The sequence below is a fragment of the Acinetobacter sp. CIP 53.82 genome (assembly GCF_000369465.1).
Classification (GTDB): Bacteria; Pseudomonadota; Gammaproteobacteria; order Pseudomonadales; family Moraxellaceae; genus Acinetobacter; species Acinetobacter indicus.
This window is the reverse complement of the sequence record NZ_KB850045.1, coordinates 536029-558907: the sequence shown is the minus strand read 5'-3', so window position 1 is coordinate 558907 and position 22879 is coordinate 536029. Positions and strand designations below refer to the sequence as shown.

The window sequence follows — 22879 nt, the reverse complement described above, 5'->3', positions numbered from 1 at the left end:
TTATGCCAAGATTAAGAGCTTTTTATAATTATTAGCTCTAACAGAGATGTGCCAGATTTATAAAAAATTCCACAGCTTTAATAGCCAAAATACGGTAAACTTGGCGCAGTTTTTATTTATTCTTTTCCGGTCTCTCTATTTTATGAATACCTCTTCACGTTTAAGCAATTATTGGGTCACCTGTGCCGATGGTCTGGAAACCTTATTAGAAGAAGAAATCAAAGGTTTAGGTGTTCAAAATGTTGAACGTTTCCCGGGTCGTCTAACCTTCAAAGGTACGCTGGAAAATGCTTACCGCATCTGCATGTGGTCTCGTCTGGCGTCGCGTGTCCTGATGCCAATCCACACCCATGAAATTGAATTTTCACATGATGCCCGTGATGTTGCTGAAGAGCTTTATGAAGGTGCAATCAGCTTCGACTGGTCACTGATTTTTGCACCACAAAGTACCTTCGCCATTCGTTTACACGTTGAACGTGAAATTAAGGTCAATACGCAGTTTGCTACGCTACGTGCCAAAGATGGTGTGGTTGATTCATTTATGGAAGCTGTCGGTAAACGCCCAAGTATCGACACCAAATCACCTGAAATCACCATGTATATTTTGGCAGGTAAAAAAGAACATACCTATTGCTTAGATTTATCGGGTGATTCACTGCATAAACGTGGCTACCGTCGTTTTATGACCGACGCCCCAATTAAAGAAAATCTAGCAGCAGCAATTTTGCAAAAAGGTGCTTTAAAAGAAACACAACCTGATATTGTCATCGACCCGATGTGTGGTTCAGGTACCTTTATTATTGAATCCCTGCTGATTTTAACCGACCGTGCACCGGGTCTGGTACGCCGTTTCGGCTTTAATGGCTGGAATGGCCATGACCATGAACTGTGGATGTCATTAAAGGCAGAAGCGGCTGAGCGTCATCAACAGGCGCTGGAACAGCCACTGCCAAAATTCTATGCTTTTGATGCCGACTGGGAAGCAGTCAAAGCCACCAAACAGAATATTATTGCTGCCGGTTTTGAACGTCTGCTCGATCATATCCAGATTGAAGAACGCACCTTGTCAGACTGGCCAGATTTTCAGGCCGAAGGCAAAACTGCGTTTGTGGTGACCAACCCGCCGTATGGTGAACGTCTGGGTGATAAAGCCTCGAACCGTGCCTTGTATTTAGGTCTGTCTGCCCTGCTACAAAAACATTTCCCGAACCAGTCTGCTGCTGTCATTGCAGCCCAGGTGGAACAGGCTGATGTGCTGGCATTTAATGAGCCACAAACCTTGCGTTTAATGAATGGTAAGCTGCCAATTTACATTCGCTTTGGTACGGTCAAACCATCGGCAGTAGTAAAACCGTTCCTGGCTGACTGGCAGCCACAGCAGTTTGAACCAATTGAAGGTGCCGAAGACTTTACCAACCGTCTGCAAAAGAACATGCAGGCCTTAAAAAAATGGGCGGTTAAAGAAAACGTTTACTGCCTGCGTCTGTATGATGCCGATTTACCGGACTTTAATGTCGCGGTCGATTTATATGGTGATCGTCTGCATGTGCAGGAATATGCACCACCGAAAAAAATTGATCCGGAAAAAGCAAAAAAACGCTTTAACCTGGCGCTGCAAGCGATTCGTGCCGTGACCGGTTTAGGCCGTGATGCCGTGTTTATTAAAACCCGTGCCCGTCAGGAAGGTAAAAACCAGTACACCAAACAAAGTACCGCATCGAAACGCTTTATTGTGCAGGAGGGTCAGGCCAAGATTCTGGTTAACCTCACCGACTATCTGGATACCGGCCTATTCCTGGACCATCGCCAGATTCGTTTACGCATTGCCAAAGAAGCTAAAGGCAAGCATTTCCTCAATCTGTACAGCTATACATCAACGGCGAGTTTGCATGCCGCTTTAGGCGGCGCGGCCAGTACCACCAGTGTGGACTTGTCCAACACCTATTTAAACTGGTCCAAAGAAAACTTTGTCTTAAACGGCTTAACCGTCGACCATACCGATGAACAACACCAGTTCTTTGCCAGCGACTGTTTTGAGTGGCTAAAAGAAGGTCATGAGCAATATGACCTGATCTTTATTGATCCGCCAACCTTCTCCAACTCGAAAAAATTCTACGGCACCTTTGATGTACAACGTGACCATGTCTCGCTAATTAAACGCGCCATGAACCGTTTAACCACAGAAGGCACCCTGTACTTCTCGAATAACTATCGCGGTTTTGAAATGGATGAAACCTTGCCAGCGCTGTTTGATATCCAAGAGATCAGCCATGAAACCATTGGTCCAGATTTCAAGCGTAACCAGAAGATTCACCGCGCCTGGAAAATCCAGCATCCACAAATCTAAAATGTGAATGGTAAAGGATGATTTAATCCTTTTCTATTCACAGTTCATTTGATTAGCAATAAAAAGCCTGCTACCCCATAGCAGGCTTTTTTTACATCGGAAACTTTACGCTGTCACTCATCATCCAGCGTGGACTTACTTTGCAGAGTGAATCGCTACATCTGCCCGGCTTTTTGCTGCAGATACCTCCATAAAAAAACCCGGCCGAAGCCAGGTCTTTGATTAAACAGTTTAGATGAACCGTGTGCGGATTAGTTCAGTTTCAGCTTCTGGAAATCCAGTTGGCCTGCATCTGCCGTAATCACAATGGTATCTCCCGGCTGGAAGTCACCGGCCAGAATTTTCTGCGCCAGATTATTTTCTACCTGTTGCTGGATGGCACGTTTTAATGGACGCGCACCGTAAACTGGGTCAAAACCGGCTTCAATCAGCTGGTCAAAGGCAGAATCATCTACCGTTAACTTGATATCGCGGTCGGCCAGACGGGCACGTAAACGGTCCAGCTGGATATCGGCAATACCACGAATCTGCGCTTTTTCCAGGGCATGGAATACTACCAGCTCATCAATACGGTTGATAAACTCCGGACGGAAATGCTCAGACACGGCCGCCATCACTACATTGCGTACATCATCACGGCTTGGATTATCGCCCAGTTCACGCACATCGCTTGAACCCAGGTTCGAGGTCATTACAATCACGGTGTTTTTAAAGTCCACCACACGGCCCTGCGAGTCGGTCAAGCGACCATCATCCAGCACCTGCAGCAAGATGTTAAATACATCCGGATGGGCTTTCTCCACCTCATCAAACAGCACCACGCTATATGGTTTACGGCGTACGGCTTCGGTTAATACCCCGCCTTCTTCATAGCCGACATAGCCCGGAGGCGCACCGACCAGACGACTGACTGAATGTTTTTCCATAAATTCGGACATATCAATCCGGATCATGGCGTCATCGCTGTCAAACAGGAAATTGGCCAAGGCTTTGGTTAACTCGGTCTTACCGACACCGGTTGGACCCAGGAACAGGAAAGAACCACTTGGACGGTTCGGATCCGACAACCCGGCACGTGAACGGCGCACCGCATTGGATACCGCAATCACCGCTTCATCCTGCCCTACCACACGCTGATGCAGGAAGCTTTCCATTTGCAGCAGTTTTTCACGCTCGCCTTGCAGCATTTTCGCAACCGGAATACCGGTGGCTGCGCTGACCACTTCCGCAATTTCGTTATCGGTGACTTTATTGCGCAATAACTTCGGTTCTTCTTTCTCTTCCACCAGCTCATCTTGGGCCAGCTGTTTTTCCAGTTCCGGAATCACGCCATATTGCAGACGCGACATCTCGCCCAGATCATTTTCACGCTGTGCTTTTTGCAAGGCAATACGCGCCTGATCCAGCTGCGCCTGAATCTGCTTAGTGCCTTCGACCAGAGTTTTTTCAGACTTCCACACTTCTTCCAGATCATTATAGTCTTTTTGGACGTCTTCGATCTGTTTTTCCAGATGACTGACTTCTGCACGGCTGCCGGCATCTTCATCTTTTTTCACAGCTTCAAGTTGCAGCTTTAACTGAATCAGACGGCGTTCCAGCTTATCCAGCGCTTCCGGTTTAGAGTCCAGCTCCATCTTGATGCGCGATGCTGCTTCATCAATCAGGTCAATGGCTTTATCGGGCAACTGACGGTCAGTGATATAACGATGTGACATTTTCGCTGCAGCAATAATCGCCGAGTCGAGAATTTTCACCCCGTGGTGGACTTCATAACGCTCTTTCAGACCACGTAAAATGGCAATGGTGTCTTCGACACTTGGCTCATCGACCAGCACTTTCTGGAAACGGCGCTCAAGGGCGGCATCTTTTTCAATGTACTGACGATATTCATCGAGCGTGGTTGCCCCCACGCAGCGTAATTCACCGCGTGCCAGCGCCGGTTTCAGCATGTTGCCGGCATCCATCGCGCCATCACCTTTACCTGCGCCAACCAGGGTATGCAACTCATCAATAAACAGGATGATTTCGCCTTCATGCTTGGCCAGATCTTTCAGGACCGCTTTTAAACGCTCCTCAAACTCGCCGCGATATTTGGCACCGGCCAGCAATGAACCCAGGTCCAGCGATAACACGCGTTTGCCTTTTAAGCTTTCTGGCACTTCACCATTCACAATACGCTGTGCCAGACCTTCTACAATTGCGGTTTTACCGACCCCAGGCTCACCAATCAGTACCGGGTTATTTTTGGTCCGACGTGACAAGACCTGTACGGTACGGCGGATTTCATCATCACGACCAATCACCGGATCGAGCTTGCCAGCCAGCGCACGTTCGGTTAAATCTACAGTGTATTTATTGAGTGAATCACGTTGATCTTCATGATTATTACTCATCACTTTTTCATCACCTCGAATTTTTAAAATCACCTGACGCAGACTGTCTGCGCTGACACCGATACTGTTCAATAAGCTTTTAGTGGCCCCAACTTCGCTCAGGCCCAGTAATACCCAGTCGGTAGACAGGAATTCATCGCCCGCTTTCTGGGCATAGCTATCGGCCAGGTTTAAGGCTTTAACCGCTTCCGGACTTAAATTAATGTCGCCAGTCGGATTGGCTAGCGTTGGCGCATCATTCAGTGCCTGTTGCAATTTGCTCTGCAAATCACGCAACTGAGCGCCGGCCTGCTGTAACAAGCTGACATTGGATGCTTCTTCTAACAGGGTGGCCAAGACATGAATGCCGTCAATAGCGGTATGGTCTTTGCCCATCGCCAGCGATTGCGCATCGGAGAGAGCTTGCTGTAAGCGATTTGTAAATTTTTCAAAACGCATTCTTGTTATTCCTCACAACAATTTTTTCACTTGAAACATATATGGGAGTACTTTTGGCAATTTCAAATGATTTTTCATATATTTTTCAAAGTGTTATTTTAATTCAACAGATATAACTCAATTATAATATTGGTCTGTGACCGGCCAATTTCAAGTCAGCATCAGGATTATTTTTATACAGTAATGCAGCTGTGACCTATGTAATAGGAAACACATATTTTGAGAGCTCTGCCCATTGCGGCTAATTTTTTGCGAGGTCTAAAACCATGGAAAAATAAAAAAGCCGGTAATTAACCGACTTTTTACATGATTTTACAGTCATGATTATTCTGCTTCGATAATCTCGAAATCGTGGCTAATTTCAACACCACCATCTGACAGCATTTTGCTGGCTGAACAGTATTTTTCTGCGGATAATTCAACTGCCTTGGCGACCTGCTTTTCCTTGACTGCCTTGCCTGTCACCACAAAATGCAGATGAATTTTGGTGAACACCGCCGGAATCGAATCGGCACGTTCTGCTTTCAGCTGACAAACCACACCAGTCACATCCTGACGTGATTTCTTTAAAATGGTCACAATATCAAACGATGCACAACCACCAAGTCCCATTAAAATGAGCTCCATGGGACGTGGTCCACGGTTTTCTCCACCATACTCGGCAGAACCATCCATCACCACGCTATGGCCACTTTCCGATTTTGCTTCAAAAGCAACATTCTCTAGCCAATGAACACTCGTTTGCATTGCAAGTCCTTCAAAAAAACTATAAATTTACAAGGTGCCTGTACACTAACATAATTTGAGTTGATAAGGAATTTCATCTCTACTGTGTGACAAGTTCATACTAGGTCTTGTGCGATCTATTATTTATCCATTTTCGGAACCTTTAGCATGACTTCAAACTTTTCACAATTAAGCACCGATGCCCTGTCTCCTGGTCAATTACCAGATTCAGTCAAGGCATTATTAAAACGTGCATATATCAACCGTTATCCGAAACGGACCACAATTGTTGATGCGGGGTCTGAATCAAAATCACTTTATTTGATTCTGAAAGGATCTGTTTCCATCATTCTGCGTGAAGATGATGATCGCGAAATTGTTGTGGCGTATTTGAATCCGGGTGACTTCTTTGGGGAAATGGGTCTATTCGAAGCAAATCCACAACGTACTGCAGAAGTACGCACACGTGACGTTTGTGAAATTGCCGAAGTGACTTATGAAAACTTCCACGAGCTCAGCAAGCAATATCCAGATTTAAGCTATGCAGTATTTGCCCAACTGGTGCGCCGTTTAAAAAATACCACGCGTAAAGTGACCGATCTGGCCTTCATTGATGTTTCAGGCCGTATTGCGCGTTGTCTGATTGACCTGTCTGCGCAGCCTGAAGCCATGATTTTGCCAAATGGCCGTCAAATCCGCATTACCCGTCAGGAAATTGGCCGCATTGTTGGCTGTTCACGTGAAATGGTCGGCCGTGTTCTGAAAACCCTGGAAGAACAAGGCATGATCGAAACTGATGGTAAAGCCATTCTGATTTTTGATGCCTCTTTAGAGCAAAATGATGCAGCAGATGAACAGTTTGATGATGAATAAGTCTTAAACTGCTATATGCTTAAGGCAAATCTTCGGATTTGCCTTTTTTATGCCTGTTCGCTATGTGAAAAATATTTACAAACTAACCTAAAATATTGATTTAACAGTCTGACTGCGATGGTTTAGCCTAGTCCCTATTCGCTTGATGATATTTTGAATAAGGACATCTTATGCAGTTCAATCCCCTTGCTGATACCGGTATTTTATTGCCTGAAATCTGTCTGGGCACCATGACCTTTGGTGAACAAAACACCCAGGATGAAGCCTTCGCCCAGCTGGATTATGCACTGGAACGTGGCCTGTATTTCTGGGATACCGCCGAAATGTATCCGGTGCCCCCTAAACCAGAAACTCAAGGTGCCACCGAAGTCATGATTGGCAACTGGCTCAAGACGCGCGGTGGACGGGACAAGCTGTTTTTGGCCTCAAAAATTGCCGGACCGGCTCAGGGTGGCAGCCATATTCGTGATGGACAAACCCGTTACAACGCTACTGATATTCGCACTGCCCTGGATGGCAACCTGAAACGCCTGCAAACCGATTATATTGACTTATACCAGCTACACTGGCCACAGCGTCCGAGCAACTTCTTTGGCAAACTGGGTTATGGCAATGCCGAAGCCCATGCACAGCAGTATGTCACCGACCTTGAAGAAACCCTGACCGCCTTGCAGCAGGAAATCCAAAACGGACGGATTCGCTATATTGGGCTCTCCAATGAAACCCCATGGGGCACCATGAAGTTTTTGCATCTGGCGGAAAAACTCGGTTTAAGCAAATTTGTCAGCGTACAAAACCCCTATAACCTGCTAAATCGTACCTATGAAATTGGCATGTCGGAAATTGCCAAATATGAAGGCGTCGGTTTACTGGCTTATTCTCCTCTGGCCTTTGGTTACTTAACCGGGAAATTCCGGCATGGTGCCCGTCCGGCCAATGCGCGTGTCACCCTGTATTCACGCTTTAGCCGCTACAGCAATCCACAAAGTGAATGGGCCACAGAGCAATATGCACAACTGGCCGAGCAACATGGACTCAGTTTAACCCAACTGGCTTTGGCTTTTATTAAGCAGCAGTTCTTTGTCACCAGTACCATTATTGGCGCGACTTCACTAGAGCAACTAAAAGAAAATATTGATGCCTTTAAAGTCAATCTGTCCGATGACATTTTACAAGGCATTGAAGCGATTCACCGTCAGCAGCCCAACCCGGCGCCTTGATGGCTTTCAATCAAATTCCAGCAACATCATGCATAAAAAAATGCCTCATCATATGAGGCATTTTTAAATCCATTTTAAACCCAGAAGCTTAACGACGGTTCTGGTTATAAATGGCCTGAGCAGCCGGCAAGTTCTCACGCATCGCTGCAATACGCTGGCTGTTCGATGGGTGAGTTGACAGGAACGATGCCCCGCCACCACCTTCCAAGCGGTTCATTTTTTCCCATAAGGTAATTGCCGCTTGCGGGTTATAGCCACCACGCGCCATCAGCATTAAACCGCCTTCATCGGCACGGCTTTCCAGATTACGTGAATATGGCAAGCCCACACCCACCTGTGCACCCAATTGTGCCGCTGCAGCGCCTAACTGGCCAACGTTACTGCCTGCAGCGCTTAAACCGATATTTAAAGCCAGGTTGGTCAGTGCCTGCGCGCCAATTTTACTCTTGGCATGTTCTTCTAGAGCATGCACCATTTCATGGCCCATAATCGCAGCAATTTCGGCATCGGTCAGATTCAGTTTATTGACGATACCGGTATAGAACACCACTTTACCGCCCGGCGCGACAAAGGCATTAATCTGGTCAGATTTTAATACTGCCAGCTGCCAGCTAAATGGCTGACCAGTCTGGTTCATCTGGTTGGCAACCGGTGTTAAACGCTGGAACACCGTGTTAATACGTTTATAGGTACTCGAACTGGTGTCCAGCTGCCCCTTGTTACGCGCATCTTGCACCATCTGGCTATAACTTTGCGCCGCGGTTGCATTTAGGGTTGCGGTATCTGCACCGGCCATATCGGCCACGGTGGTACAGCCTGAAAAAGTGATTGCACTTGCGGCACAAAAACTCAATACCAATTTTTTGTTCATTATAATAATCTCCGCCATTCGGCTATACACATACTCATGAATTATATGAAATCATTTCAATGCTTTAAATCTGAAATGGCTTCATAATCATATCATTTATGTAAACAATGGCAGTGCTGTGTAAACTGTAGCTACATCAGCAGCAACGAGCGGAATACGGCCTTAATAGGCAAACTGATAGAAAATCCAGAATACCAGACAGAAAATATTCAGGCCCAGATACATCTGCGAAACCACTTCCATTTTCTCTTCCAGTGCCGGATTTTTACGTTTATAGAATAAATAGGCGTTTTGGATCAGTACCAGCGGCACCAAAATACAGGCAAAAATCACACTCAGACCAATAAAGGCCTGATACATAATATTCGGATCATGCTTTTGTAACAGAATCAGCAACATCGCAATGGTCGGTGCACCGCCCATGGCAAATAATAATGAATAGAAAATGGTACTTGAAATATTTTTATGCATCCTGCCTGACCCAATGTTTTTGCTGTGTTTTATTCTAGCAAGCACCATCTGAATAGACAGTGCTGATGTGTGCAACTTTAGTCTTGAATTACTTCGCAGCGCGGTAATACTGCATTGCTTCCGGCATCATCTGCTGTAACGCGGCAATACGGTCATTATTGCTGGGATGGGTCGACATAAACTTGGCAATGGCGCTATTTCCACGCGCATCATTGGCATTCATTTTCTGCCAGAGCGTAATGGCCGCATTCGGATCATAACCGGCTTTGGCCATTAACAGTAAACCGCCTTTGTCGGCGCGGCTTTCCAGATTACGCGAATAAGGCAACCCTACCCCAAACTGACTGCCCAAATCCAGCAGTAAACCACCATAACCGCCTACCGACTGGCCCACATATTGCGAGCCAATACTAACCGCCAGATTGGTCAGGGTCTGGGCACCAATTTTACTTTTGGCATGTTCTTCTAGCGCATGCACCATTTCATGGCCCATGATCGCCGCGACTTCATTGTCGGTCAGTTTCAGGTTTTCAACAATGCCGGTATAGAACACTACTTTGCCACCCGGAGCCACATAGGCATTAATTTCAGGTGACTTAATCACCGCCACCTGCCACTCAAAAGCCTGCCCGGTCTGGTTCATCTGGTCGGCATAGGGCTTCATCTTTAAAAACACGCGATTGACTTTCTTATAGGTGGCAGAATGGGTATCTAGCACCTTTTTCTGCTCGGCTTCCTGCAACATTTGCTGATAGCTCTGGCTGGCGTTTAAGTTTAAAGTCGCTGAATCTGCCCCGGCCAGTTCTGCCACAGTGGCACAGCCTGTCAAATGCGTTACCAGTATAATTCCAATGGCTAAGTTCTTATATTTCATAACGTTCTCTAATTATTCGAAAGTGCTTAGCACCATAAACAAAATCAGGGAATTCTCAAGATGGCGCAGTATTTTTCTCGGCCAAAAATAAAAAACCCTGTGCAGGCACAGGGTTTTCTCATTTCAGCTTAAACGATTAAGCTTCAAACGGATGGCGCAGAATAATGGTTTCTGCACGGTCTGGACCGGTTGAAATGATGTCGATTGGACATTCAATTAACTGCTCAAGACGCTTGATGTAGTTGATTGCATTTTCAGGCAATTGTTCAACACTGGTCGCCCCCACAGTTGACTCAGACCAGCCTGGCATGGTTTCGTAAATTGGCTTCAAGTTTTCATAAGCCAGCGCGTCAGAAGAACCGACACAACCTGAATCGGTGTTTTCATAGCCAACACAGATTTTAATTTCTTCTAAACCATCCAATACGTCTAACTTGGTCAGGCAGATTCCAGACAGTGAGTTGACATCCACTGAACGGCGCAGGATTTCTGCATCGAACCAGCCACAACGACGTTGACGGCCAGTAGATGCACCAAACTCGTGACCCACTGTACCCAGGTGTTTACCAATTGCATCACCCACATCATTTGCCGCGTCGTAGACCAGCTCAGTTGGGAACGGACCAGCACCCACACGTGTGGTGTAGGCTTTGGTAATACCCAGCACATAGTCAAGATGCAATGGACCTAAACCAGAACCTGAGCTTACGCCGCCCGCAGTGGTGTTTGAAGAAGTCACGTACGGATAAGTACCGTGGTCAACGTCCAATAATGAACCTTGCGCACCTTCAAACATAATGTTGTCACCGTTTTTACGGTAATTATGAATTTCAGTGGTTACATCCACCACTAATGGTGCAATCACTTCACGCCATTGGTCACACAGTGCAATCACGTCGTCCAGTTTAACTTCTTCAACACCGTAGTATTGAGTTAACTGGAAGTTGTGGTAATCCAGCAATTCAGCCAGTTGCGCACGTAATGCGTCACCGCCACGCACCAGGTCAGCCACACGTACTGCACGGCGCGCCACTTTATCTTCATAGGCAGGACCAATACCACGACCGGTAGTACCAATTTTGGCATTGCCACGTTTTTTCTCACGTGCCTGATCCAGCGCAATGTGGTTCGGAAGAATTAATGGACAGTTTGGAGAAATACGTAAACGTTCTTTAACTGGCACGCCTTCCTGTTCAAGAATGGTCATTTCCTTGATCAGCGCTTCAGGTGAAAGCACCACACCGTTACCAATTAAGCACAGTACGTTTTCACGTAAAATACCAGATGGAATGAGGTGTAATACAGTTTTCTTACCACCAACCACGAGAGTATGACCTGCGTTGTGTCCGCCTTGATAACGTACTACCGCAGCCGCTTGATCTGTGAGCAGGTCGACGATTTTACCTTTACCTTCGTCGCCCCATTGGGTACCAAGTACCACAACATTCTTGCCCATAATAGCCTCATTACATCATGCTGTTAAAATTGAAAACCAGGCGCATGTGACATGAACACATGCGCTGGCGATTAAATTTTTTCGACCGTCCACTCACCGTTACGATTCACCAGCTGGTGAGTTGCATACGGTACAGAGCTTAAATCATCCTGACCCAATAACTGAATTACACTTAAGCCTTGGGTACGGGTGGCCTGAATTGCAGCCAATAAATCTGCCTGATTGCCCTTTGGTGCAACCACCACCGATTTTGCTTCGAAACGACCGGCGCTGAGCGCATATAAGTCGCAAGAGAAACCGGTTGCCGGACGGGCACGACCAAAATGCTGGCCAATACCATCATAACGGCCGCCTTGAGCCAGTGGTGCAGCACGGTTTGGCGCATAAACGGCATACATTAAACCGGTGTGATAGTGATACGAACGCAGTTCTACCACATCAATCCCGATATGCAGATTTGGCCAGCGTGCCTGAATTTCTGCCTGGGTGGTTTTTACCGCATCAAAGGCATGTTTGAATTCCACATTGGCCAGCACATCGGCGCTTAAATGGGCTTCCAGTGCATCCAGATCACTGGCAAAACGGCCCAGCGCATAGAAATCTGAACCAAAGGCTAAATCCTGGGTAAAGTCCGCCAGTTCTGGCAAGGCTTTACGCTGATATAAATCGGACAGTTGACGCTCAGTGGCTTTGTTCAGACCAGCTTTTTGTACCAGACTGCGGAACAGACCCACATGACCTAAATCCAGATGGATACCATCGGCCAGACCGGCTTCCTGAATCAGGCTGATCATCAGGTCAACCATTTCCACATCGGCATCAATGCTGTCGGAACCGAACAGTTCGGCACCCAGCTGCAAAGGCGCACGGGTGGTATTAAAGCCCTGTGGCTTGGTATGCAAAACCGTACCAGCGTAGCAATAACGCGCCACACCATCTACCGGATGCACATGCGCATCAATACGCGCCACCTGTGGCGTCATATCGGCACGCACGCCAAGCAGACGGCCCGACAGCTGGTCAATCACCTTGAACGTGGCCAGGTCTAAATCTTGATTCGATTCTGAAAGAGAAGAGAGAGATTCGATATATTCAATAAATGGCGTGTACACCAACTGATAACCTCGAGATGCGAGGAAATCCAGTGAATTACGGCGCAATGTTTCGATGACTTGCGCTTGTTCTGGTAATACATCAGCTACACCATCAGGTAATAACCATGTCTCTGAAATGGGCATGTTGTAAACCTAAATTCTTGTCTGCGCGGAACAAATCCGCATAAAAAAATCGGGAGCACACCCGATTTCTCCTAGTTTAGCACGATCAAATGGGCTGTGCATCGCAAATTTGATAATTTTCTCTGTCTGATCAATTCCATTACAATCCTGCCCGACTGGAGCTGTCGTTTCGAGAGTAAAAGCTGTTTTTACTGAAGAAGATAAAGGAGCTGGACACATCCCAAACTTATCATCTTTTTTTTCAGCGCAGATGGAAATCACCTTCACTCTGCCCTGCGTTGATCTGCTTAAAAAAGTCTTATTTGACTTTATTCGGATCCAGCACCTGAGTAATTAAATTCACCAGCTCAACATTCTGGGTTTCCAGCTGATGAATACGCTGCGCTGATTTATCCAGCGCTTCCTGCTGCACGTGCATTTTCTTGGCCAGATCCTGCATGATCTCTAAAGTCTTTTTCAGATTCTCTTCCAGACTGATGACTTTGTTTTCGAGCTGATGATTATCGCTTTGGCGATTCAAATGATCATGCTGGTTTTTAAACTGCAGCCAGATCAGAAAAATCACCGCTACGGCCAACAGTAAAATAAATCCCCAAAGTAGAATAAACATCATGTGTAGTGCTCGACTTATTTGTTTTGTTTTATCTTAACGAAAAATATAGCAAAAAGGCGAAAAATCGCCTCCAACCTGTCAATACTCGGCTGTTATCGCATTTCGCCCGGTTAGACCACCATCGTACAGTCCAAGCTTAGGCAAAGATTTGGACAGATAGAAATTAATGCGCCTGATGGGCAAAAGATTCACATAAATCCAGTAAACGGTTGGCATAGCCCCATTCATTGTCATACCAGGCAAAGACTTTGGCCTGATGCCCGACCACCATGGTCTGGGTAAGATCGACAATTAAAGAATACGGCGAATGGTTAAAGTCACTCGATACCAGTGGCTCATCGGTGACCTGCATAATTTCGGCATAATTCTGCTGCGCGGCTTTCACCAGCACTTCATTCAATTTATGCACGGTAATGGGTGACTGGGAAATAAAGCTGACATCAATGGCGGCGACATTAATGGTGGGCACCCGAATTGAATAGCCATCAATACGGTTTTCCATTTTGGGCATCACCTGTTTTAAGGCGCCTAAAGCACTTGAGGTGGTTGGAATAATATTCTGACCGGATGCACGTGCACGGCGTAAATCACGGTGCGCATGATCCAGCACCGACTGATCAGCCGTGACAGCATGAATTTCAGTCATCAGCGCGGTTTCAATGCCAAAGGCATCATCCACAATTTTGACCAACGGCACCAAGGCCTGAGTGGTACAGGAAACACTGGAAATAATCTGATCTGAGGCTTTAACCTCATGATGATTGACCCCGTAAACAATGGCGGCATCAACCGTGTCAAACGGTGCTGCGCCAATAATCACCCGTTTGGCACCGGCATGAATATGCTGGGTTGCGGCTTCACGCGAACGGAACAGGCCGGTACATTCCAGCACCACATCAATATTTAACTGCTGCCATGGCAACTGTGCCGGCTGTGGCTGGCTCAGCACCTGAACTTTCAGCTTGGCTTCACCCGATTGTATGCACAGATAAATCTGTTCCTGTTCCAGCTGGATTTCTACCTGCCCCGGAAAACGGCCATGGGTTGAATCGTATTTAAACAGATGTAGTAGCGTGGCAACATCGGCAACGTCATTAATCGCGACAATATCAAAATGAAATTCTTTAGGATTTTCAAACCAGGCACGCAGTACATTTCGCCCAATTCGCCCAAAGCCATTAATCGCCACTCGTTGCATCCGTATTCCTTCAAACTGCACATCAATCTTGTCTGTGCTTATGTTAAAGGATTTCCGCCAGACACGGCGAATAATTCCTGCCAAACTCAGCAATTAATTTAAACCTGTCCAATATTTAAGCAGTTAGCAGCACTATTTTCTGCTTGATAAAAAGAAGCAGGATGCACGGTAACTGGCTAAACCGCAGCAATGACAACAGCTTGTGATTTCACAGCAGTTTAGATGACTTTAAGGTTTGGGTTTTCGCCGCAGATTTGTCATCAAAACACTTTAAAATCATTGGTGAGTGTGGCTTTTTCCGTTATAATTTGGCGTTTTTAAATTTTAAGCCCGTATAACAGCAGAGAAAATCTTGTCAGACTGTTATGCTTTTAGCCAAATCGAGAATTATGGAGTGACTTGGTTGTGAGTACTCGTTTTATGACATCAGCTGAAATTCGTGAAGCATTTTTGCGTTACTTTGAATCGCAAGGGCATACACGTGTCGCGTCGAGTTCTCTGGTTCCCGCCAACGACCCAACGTTGCTGTTCACCAATGCTGGTATGAACCAGTTTAAAGATTGTTTCTTAGGTCTGGAAAAGCGCGATTATGTCCGTGCCGTATCTTCACAAAAATGTGTACGTGCCGGTGGTAAACACAACGACTTAGATAACGTCGGTTATACCGCGCGTCACCACACCTTCTTTGAAATGTTGGGTAACTTCTCTTTTGGTGATTACTTCAAGCGTGATGCAATCAAGTTTGCCTGGGAATTCCTGACCGGTGATGAATGGTTAGCCCTGCCAAAAGACAAACTGTATGCCACGGTTTACCACACCGATGACGAAGCATTCGACATCTGGAACAAGGAAATCGGTTTAGCGCCAGAACGTATTATCCGTATTGGCGACAACAAAGGCGAAAAATACGCATCAGACAACTTCTGGGCTATGGGTGATACCGGTCCATGTGGTCCATGTTCTGAAATTTTCTTTGACCATGGCGATCATATCTGGGGTGGCCTGCCAGGTACACCTGAAGAAGATGGCGACCGTTTCATTGAAATCTGGAACAACGTTTTCATGCAGTTCAACCGTACTGCTGATGGCGTACTGCACCCGCTTCCTGCTCCTTCGGTCGATACCGGTATGGGCTTGGAACGTATTTCTGCCGTGTTACAGCACGTCAACTCCAACTATGAAATTGACCTGTTCCAGCATCTTTTAAAAGCGGCAGCTGAAATTATTGGTTTAGATACCACTGCACTTGAAGCGGAAGCCAAAGAAAAAGGCACACCGGTACAATATCCAGCTTCACTTAAAGTGGTGGCTGACCATGCCCGTTCTTGCTGCTTCCTGATTGCAGATGGTGTCAATCCGTCTAACGAAGGTCGTGGTTATGTACTGCGCCGTATTATCCGCCGTGCCGTGCGTCATGGCAACAAACTCGGTGCAACCGGTTCATTCTTCCACAAAATGCTGCAACCACTGATTGAAGTCATGGGTGCGGCGTATCCTGAACTGGAAGCTCAAAAAGCACGTATCGAAGCGCAATTGCTGAAAGAAGAAGAACAGTTTGCCAAAACACTTGAGCAAGGTCTGAAACTGCTTGAAGGTGAACTGGCGAACCTGAAAGGTTCTGTGATTCCAGGTGAAGTCGTGTTCAAGCTGTATGACACTTACGGTTTCCCGACCGACCTAACCGCAGATATTGCCCGTGAACGCGACCTAACCATTGACGAAGCTGGCTTTGAAGTTGAAATGGCAGCACAGCGTCAACGCGCACGTGATGCCGGTAAATTCGCCATCGACTACAACTCTGTTGTGAAAGTTGAAGGTGAAACCCAGTTTGATGGTTACGATGCCACCGCGGGTCAAGGCCAAATCATTGCCATCTATAAAGATGGTGAACAGGTTGACGAAGTCGCTGAAGGTGATGAAGCACTGATCGTACTGAACCAAACGCCATTCTATGCAGAAAGCGGTGGTCAGATCGGTGATACCGGTATTTTCAAAAACGACACCGGTATTTTTGAAGTGCAAGACACCAAAAAATCGGGCGGCGCTTTTGTACACCAGGGTATTGTAACCATGGGTAGCCTGAAAGCAGCACAAAACGTGGAAGCAATTGTCAAAGCGGACATTCGTGCTGCGACTGCGCGTAACCACTCTGCCACTCACCTGCTGCACGCTGCGCTGCGTCAAATTCTGGGCTCACACGTACAGCAAAAAGGTTCACTGGTTGCATCAGACGTATTACGTTTCGACTTTGCCAACGATCAGCCGGTTTCATTTGAACAGCTGCAAGAAATTGAACGTCTGGTGAATGCTGAAGTGATTGCTAACACACCAGTAACAACTGAGTTACTCGATATCGAATCTGCGAAAGCCAAAGGCGCGATGATGCTGTTCGGTGAAAAATACGGTGATGAAGTTCGCGTACTGTCTATGGGTTCAGTAATTGAAGAGAAAAACTTCTCGATCGAACTATGTGGCGGTATTCACGTGAAACGCACTGGTGACATCGGTCTGTTCAAAATAACCTCTGAAGGTGGTGTGGCTGCAGGCGTGCGTCGTATTGAAGCGGTGACAGGCACCAAAGCGATTGAAGCTGCGCAAAAAGCTGATCGTGACATCAACACCATTAATGCGCTGTTAAAAGCACAGAAAGAGCAAACCATTGAGAAGGTTGAAGCAATTGTTGAAACAGCATCTAGCCTGCAAAAACAGATTGAACAGCTGAATCAGAAACTGGCCAGCCTGCAAGCGGGTGAACTTTTAAGTCAAGTTCAGACCATTGCTGGCCGCGCAACACTTATTACCACTGTTCAGGGTATGGATGCCAAAGCACTGCGCGACCTGCATGACGGTGTGAAATCAAAATTAGACAACGCAGTGATTGTCCTTGCCGGTGTAGAGGGTGACAAAGTGAGCCTGATTGCATCCGTTGCAAAAGACTTTACCGCGTCTATTAAAGCAGGTGACATCATCAAACACTTGGCCTCTGAGCTTGGTGGTAAAGGTGGTGGTAAACCTGACTTAGCACAAGGTGGCGCGCCACTAAACGAGAAGTTTGCCTCAGTCATGGCTGATTTAACTGCCTGGCTGGAAGCAAAATAACTTCACTTTTGTGTAACTGACCCTGGCGGCAATCAGGGTCATGGCTTATATGGAACAACTATGGCATTAATCGTTCAAAAATATGGCGGTACTTCTATGGGTACGCCCGAGCGCATTTTAAATGTTGCTCGTCGCGTAAAGCGCTGGCATGACCATGGCCACAAGGTGGTCGTTGTTGTATCAGCAATGAGTGGCGAAACCAATCGCCTGCTCGCTCTCGCGAAAGCCATTACCGACACCCCTGACCCACGTGAACTTGACCAGATGGTATCTACGGGTGAGCAGGTAACGATTTCCATGTTAGCTATGGCGCTCAATTCTATTGGCGTAGAAGCTAAATCTCTAACCGGTCGCCAAGTCGGAATTAAAACTGACAGCGCGTTCACCAAAGCCCGTATTGAAGCGATTGACACCGATGTCATGACCGGTCATTTAGATGCCGGCCGTGTGATTGTGGTTGCAGGCTTCCAGGGTGTAGACGAGCAAGGCAATACCACAACTTTAGGCCGCGGTGGTTCAGATACAACCGGTGTTGCGTTAGCCGCAGCATTAAAAGCAGATGAATGCCAGATCTACACCGATGTTGATGGTGTATACACCACTGACCCGCGTGTTGCGCCAAAAGCAAAAAAAGTGGATCGTATTTCCTTTGAAGAAATGCTGGAAATGGCATCTTTAGGCTCAAAAGTCCTGCAAATCCGTTCTGTAGAATTTGCTGGCAAATATCAGGTGCCTTTACGCGTACTATCTAGCTTCGATAACGACAACGATGGTGCATTTGACGAAGAGTTTAAAAACAACGTCGGAACTCTTATTACTACTGAATTGGAAGACAACATGGAACAGCCAATTATCTCAGGTATCGCGTTTAACCGTGACGAAGCCAAACTGACTATTCTCGGTGTGCCAGATGAGCCAGGTATTGCCTCTAAAATCTTGGCCCCAATTGGCGCTGCCAACATTGAAGTGGATATGATTATCCAGAACGTTGAAGAAGATGGCACCACTGATTTCACCTTTACCGTAAACCGTGGTGAACTGGCCAAAGCCAAAGCGATTCTTGAAGCGACTGCACAGGAAATTGGTGCACGTGAAGTTGCAACCCGTGATGACATCGTAAAAGTGTCAATTGTTGGCGTGGGTATGCGTTCACATGCTGGCGTAGCGAGCAAAATGTTCACCGCACTTGCAGATGAAGGCATCAACATTCTGATGATCTCGACCTCTGAAATCAAAATTTCAGTGATTATTGAAGAAAACTATTTAGAGCTTGCAGTTCGTTCACTGCACACGGCGTTCGGTTTAGACCGCGAGTCAGGTGAATCAAGCGCGCGTGCTTAATCTGTAGTCAGCAATTATTGCAATTGTCAGACAATATTGCGAAAAACTACAAAAAATCAGAGCCACTATAGTATTTTTTATAGTGGCTCTGTTATATTGAAATAATGAGAATTAGAAATCTTAACAGAATTGTATCCGACAAGGTTTTGTCAGGGAGAGTTCTGATAAAATTTCGCTTGAAATATTTTGTGCTTTTCAAAACTTTCAAATCAATGCAGGTTTAGCATTTTGCAAGGAGATAAACATGCTGATTCTGACCCGACGTGTCGGAGAAACATTAATGATTGGGGATCAAGTCAGTGTTACTGTACTTGGTGTCAAAGGCAACCAGGTGCGTATTGGTGTGAATGCGCCAAAAGAAGTGTCTGTTCATCGTGAAGAAATTTATCAACGTATTCAACATGAACGTGCCATGCATGAGCATTTGCAACATCTCGATCAGGATTATCAGCCTTCTTATGAAGATGATAATTACCCACAAAATAACTTTAACTGTTAAGACTTAAAGTTATCTTGTTATAAAGCGGCTCTACGGCCGCTTTAAGTTTTTTTAGCGCTTCAAAATTATTGCTGTTCCAGCAAAGCCAGCGCTTTACGTACTGGTCCGAAACTACGGCGATGCTCTGTAGTCACGCCATGCAAAGCTATTGCTTCAAAATGCGCTTTGGTCGGATAGCCCTTATGTTTGGCAAAACCAAACTGTGGAAACTTCTGGTCCAGTTCCAGCATCTGCCGGTCACGGGTGACTTTGGCCAGAATACTGGCTGCGGAAATTTCGGCGTGCAAGGCATCTCCACCCACCACCGCTTCACACGGCATGTTTAGTCCTTGCGGAATTTTATTGCCATCGACCAGGACCTGATCGGGCTGGACCTGCAAGGTTTCAACCGCACGGCGCATAGCCAGCAATGAGGCCTGTAAAATATTCAGCTCGTCAATTTCAGCCGGACTGGCTTCAGCAATGGCCCAAGCCAAGGCTTTTTCCTGAATCTCAATGAATAACTTTTCACGTTTCTTTTCACTCAGTTTCTTGGAATCATTCAAGCCCGCAATCGGATTGTTCGGATCCAGAATGACCGCCGCAGCCACCACGGTTCCCACCAGAGGCCCGCGCCCTGCTTCATCTACACCAGCAATTTTCATCGACATTATTACCTTCAATAAAATAGGCTGAACCTGTCAGCCTATTTCTTTCATCTTGCGCTTATTGTACTGCTTCTTGCACACAAGCATGAATGGTTTTTGATACAACATTGCTCACAATGGTGGCACGCGCTGCCGGGTCAATCGCTGCTGTCGCCAAGTCTACCGCAGTCACATTTTGTGGTGCTTTTTCGCTGACACAACCACAGATTTCAGTCTGGATATTTTGCTTTTGGGTGCTGGTCATGACTTTGGTGGCCGTTTGCCATGCCGGAATGTTGTTCAGCTCGGTCACACATTTGGCATTAATCGCAATTTTCAGTGCTGCGCCGCCCAATTGCTGGGTCGTTGTTGCCGCTGTAGGCTGAGTGGTGCCTGTAGATGCACATGCGCTTAACAATAATGCCAGCGGTGCTAAAACATAAGCCAACTTTTTCATGTATTTTCCTTCAGTTTTGCGTCATTTTACCGGCCTATTTTAAGGGCTTTAGCGCGGATTCGGTTTATCTTTTTGACCGCAATGCACAAATAAATGGCAAATTTAAGCATTATCCAGGGCAACTGCCTGCTTCATATCCGCAAATACCGTTGGACAGGCCGATTGCACCCGGTTCCAGCTTGGAATAAAAGACTGCTGGTTCGGATAATTCATAAACTGCTCCCCTGCCTCGACAATACTCTGAGCAAATAATTCCACCACATTTTCTTCGCTGTGCCGGTCATAGTTCAGGCCATTGGTGGTGGCATCATAATAATAGTGATCAATCAGATCCAGCGCATTACGATAATAGGCCGCGCGGATAATTCGAATATTGTCCAGACTGACCTGCACCCCCAGCGCCGCCAGCTTACGGAAAAATGCCAGTGCGATATCCCGGCTCATCCGTTTTAGGCCACCATCCCCATTGGCGGTGGTGACTTCCTGATGTTTATGTTCATAATCATCGGCAATATCGACCTGACAGATGCGCTTGGTGGAATAGTTGCGGTAAATTTCCGAGAGCACGCCAATTTCCAGGCCCCAATCGCCCGACACCTTCAGGTCACGCAGTGCTTCGACATGAATTGCCATCTCTCCAGACAAGGGATAACGAAAGGCTGAAAGATAAAGCAGATAATCCAGCGGTCCGAAGACTTTTTTCAGCGCCTGCAATAAAGGTGACACCAGCAGACGTGATACCCGACCATTCATTTTCCGGTCAGCCACCCTCGCATAATAACCTTTAGAAAACTGGAAACTGAATTGTGGATGTACCATCGGATAAATCAGCCGGGCCAGCATGTCACGCTTATAGGTACGAATATCGCAATCGTGCATCGCCACCACCTGACTCTTGCCTTCGGCCATGGCATAACCGGCACAATACCAGACATTACGACCTTTGCCACGCTGCAAAGGCGCGACATTTAACTGATTTAACTGCTGATGCAGCTGCTGCAAACGCGGTCCATCATTCCATAAAATCACATGGTTCTGCGGCAATACCGAGAAAAATTCCCGCGCATGAGCAAACTGCTCCGCATTGGCCTGATCCAGACCGATAATAATCTGCTGGATATAATCGGCGCCTTTCAACTCTTCGACAATCTGGGTTAAGGCCGGATGTTCAAGCTCGGAATATAAGGAAGGTAAAATTAAGGTGACCGGTTTGGACTTGGTAAATTCGCGAAGTTCCTGTTCATATTCATGTAGATGGCGCTGTTTTAAATCATGTATTGTTGTAATCATGCCTTCTTGTGCAAAATCGACCATCATCCTCTCCAGTTTATTGTTGTAAAAAGTACTGTAATCCTTCTGCCCAACCCGCTGGTGCCTGCTGCCGGGTGAAGTACACAGAATCGTGTTCTAATGCCAATGCTGCTTTATACGGCCGTTTGACCACCACAGCATGCTGACAGGCTTTCAGCATATCGAGATCGTTTTCACTGTCCCCCAGCCCGATACACACCATTTGCGTCGGATAAAACTGTTTCAGCCAGTTCACCGCCAGCGATTTATCACAGTCACGGCTTAAAATATGGCTAAAGCGTCCACCATGAACCATATGCAAATTACTGGCCAGATGTTGCGACAATATCGCTTCGTCTTCGGTTCGGCTGTCCGGATTCCAGATAATGACTTCGCTATACGGACGTTCTAAAGCCCGGGCTGCATCGTCCAACACCAAACCGGTCAGCGCTGCAATCTGCGCAGCATCACAGTCACTAAAGCATTGAAAATTTAAGCCATAGTCTGCTTTTAACTGCTGTAGTTGCACCGCAATGTCGGTACTGGATAAGGGACTTTGATAGTCATGCTGCGCATTAAAATAGATATATGCCCCATTTTCAGCCACAAAAGGCATGCCGCTTAAACCGAGCTGTTGCTGCAAATAGCGGATTTCCGCTGCGGTTTTACTGCTACATAAAATAACCGGAGAATCCGGAATTAAACGCTGGATCAGCTCTATGTTCTGCCCATAGCTGTAATTATCATGATTTAATAAAGTCCCATCTAAATCTGTAAAAATTATAAATTTTGGCATCTGTACTTATATTGGCTTTATCTGTTTAGAATCCTATAAGATTCTCAGCTTAA

General features: G+C 46.5%; 19 protein-coding genes. 6 read left to right on the top strand and 13 right to left on the bottom strand.

The genetic code is table 11. The features are described from left to right. Positions 1-142: 142 nt before the first annotated feature. Positions 143-2347 (top strand): bifunctional 23S rRNA (guanine(2069)-N(7))-methyltransferase RlmK/23S rRNA (guanine(2445)-N(2))-methyltransferase RlmL, encoded by a 2205-nt coding sequence (gene rlmKL, locus F905_RS03165; RefSeq protein ID WP_034597648.1) that lies wholly within the window; start codon positions 143-145, stop codon positions 2345-2347. Between the two features lie 251 nt (positions 2348-2598). Here the strand turns inward: rlmKL and clpB are convergent, their stop codons facing one another. Together clpB and F905_RS03155 are read right to left on the bottom strand one after the other, a co-directional pair. Then, positions 2599-5178: an ATP-dependent chaperone ClpB gene (gene clpB / locus F905_RS03160; protein ID WP_005177034.1), complete on the bottom strand. Its 2580-nt coding sequence runs from the start codon at positions 5176-5178 to the stop codon at positions 2599-2601. Positions 5179-5502: 324 nt separating this feature from the next. Beyond that, entirely contained in the window at positions 5503-5925 is a 423-nt protein-coding gene (locus F905_RS03155) for an OsmC family protein (protein ID WP_005177032.1), read from the bottom strand. A 147-nt stretch (positions 5926-6072) separates the two neighbouring features. On the opposite strand from F905_RS03155, the gene crp reads away from it, so the two are divergent. Together crp and F905_RS03145 are read left to right on the top strand one after the other, a co-directional pair. Further along, positions 6073-6777, top strand: a complete 705-nt coding sequence (gene crp, locus F905_RS03150; RefSeq protein WP_005177031.1) for a cAMP-activated global transcriptional regulator CRP — start codon at positions 6073-6075, stop codon at positions 6775-6777. 170 nt (positions 6778-6947) lie between these two features. Continuing rightward, positions 6948-7997: an NADP(H)-dependent aldo-keto reductase gene (locus F905_RS03145; RefSeq protein WP_005177029.1), complete on the top strand. Its 1050-nt coding sequence runs from the start codon at positions 6948-6950 to the stop codon at positions 7995-7997. An 88-nt stretch (positions 7998-8085) separates the two neighbouring features. Here the strand turns inward: F905_RS03145 and F905_RS03140 are convergent, their stop codons facing one another. From F905_RS03140 to F905_RS03105, 7 genes are all read right to left on the bottom strand, one after another. Beyond that, complete coding sequence (locus tag F905_RS03140; protein ID WP_005177027.1) at positions 8086-8868, bottom strand: M48 family metallopeptidase; 783 nt, start codon at positions 8866-8868, stop codon at positions 8086-8088. A 162-nt stretch (positions 8869-9030) separates the two neighbouring features. Next, the gene (locus tag F905_RS03135; protein WP_005177024.1) at positions 9031-9339 is read right to left on the bottom strand and encodes a hypothetical protein; all 309 of its coding nucleotides are present in this window, start codon (positions 9337-9339) and stop codon (positions 9031-9033) included. An 88-nt stretch (positions 9340-9427) separates the two neighbouring features. Next, positions 9428-10213 (bottom strand): M48 family metallopeptidase, encoded by a 786-nt coding sequence (locus F905_RS03130; protein WP_005177021.1) that lies wholly within the window; start codon positions 10211-10213, stop codon positions 9428-9430. A 136-nt stretch (positions 10214-10349) separates the two neighbouring features. Beyond that, complete coding sequence (locus tag F905_RS03125; RefSeq protein WP_005177019.1) at positions 10350-11669, bottom strand: adenylosuccinate synthase; 1320 nt, start codon at positions 11667-11669, stop codon at positions 10350-10352. 71 nt (positions 11670-11740) lie between these two features. Next, positions 11741-12907, bottom strand: a complete 1167-nt coding sequence (locus F905_RS03120) for an ATP phosphoribosyltransferase regulatory subunit (RefSeq protein WP_005177016.1) — start codon at positions 12905-12907, stop codon at positions 11741-11743. A gap of 298 nt (positions 12908-13205) precedes the next feature. Beyond that, a complete protein-coding gene (locus F905_RS03110; protein WP_005177014.1) occupies positions 13206-13520 on the bottom strand; it encodes a hypothetical protein in 315 nt (104 codons plus the stop codon). A gap of 163 nt (positions 13521-13683) precedes the next feature. Continuing rightward, entirely contained in the window at positions 13684-14718 is a 1035-nt protein-coding gene (locus F905_RS03105; protein WP_005177012.1) for a type I glyceraldehyde-3-phosphate dehydrogenase, read from the bottom strand. 405 nt (positions 14719-15123) lie between these two features. Between F905_RS03105 and alaS the strand changes: the two genes are divergently transcribed. The 3 genes from alaS (at position 15124) to csrA (ending at position 19657) form a co-directional block, all read left to right on the top strand. Further along, positions 15124-17817 (top strand): alanine--tRNA ligase, encoded by a 2694-nt coding sequence (alaS, locus tag F905_RS03100; RefSeq protein WP_171065056.1) that lies wholly within the window; start codon positions 15124-15126, stop codon positions 17815-17817. Positions 17818-17877: 60 nt separating this feature from the next. Further along, complete coding sequence (locus F905_RS03095) at positions 17878-19158, top strand: aspartate kinase (RefSeq protein WP_005177009.1); 1281 nt, start codon at positions 17878-17880, stop codon at positions 19156-19158. A gap of 244 nt (positions 19159-19402) precedes the next feature. After that, entirely contained in the window at positions 19403-19657 is a 255-nt protein-coding gene (gene csrA, locus F905_RS03090; RefSeq protein ID WP_005177007.1) for a carbon storage regulator CsrA, read from the top strand. 65 nt (positions 19658-19722) lie between these two features. Here csrA and rnhB read toward each other — a convergent pair whose 3' ends face one another. The 4 genes from rnhB to F905_RS03070 all read right to left on the bottom strand — a co-directional run bounded on the left by rnhB (position 19723) and on the right by F905_RS03070 (position 22826). After that, entirely contained in the window at positions 19723-20301 is a 579-nt protein-coding gene (rnhB, locus tag F905_RS03085) for a ribonuclease HII (protein WP_034597646.1), read from the bottom strand. Between the two features lie 61 nt (positions 20302-20362). Next, positions 20363-20740, bottom strand: coding sequence for a hypothetical protein (locus F905_RS03080; RefSeq protein ID WP_005177001.1), 378 nt, complete (start codon positions 20738-20740; stop codon positions 20363-20365). Positions 20741-20842: 102 nt separating this feature from the next. Next, complete coding sequence (locus F905_RS03075; RefSeq protein ID WP_005176998.1) at positions 20843-22054, bottom strand: glycosyltransferase family protein; 1212 nt, start codon at positions 22052-22054, stop codon at positions 20843-20845. A gap of 13 nt (positions 22055-22067) precedes the next feature. Continuing rightward, positions 22068-22826, bottom strand: a complete 759-nt coding sequence (locus F905_RS03070) for an HAD-IIB family hydrolase (protein WP_005176988.1) — start codon at positions 22824-22826, stop codon at positions 22068-22070. Between the last annotated feature and the right edge of the window lie 53 nt (positions 22827-22879).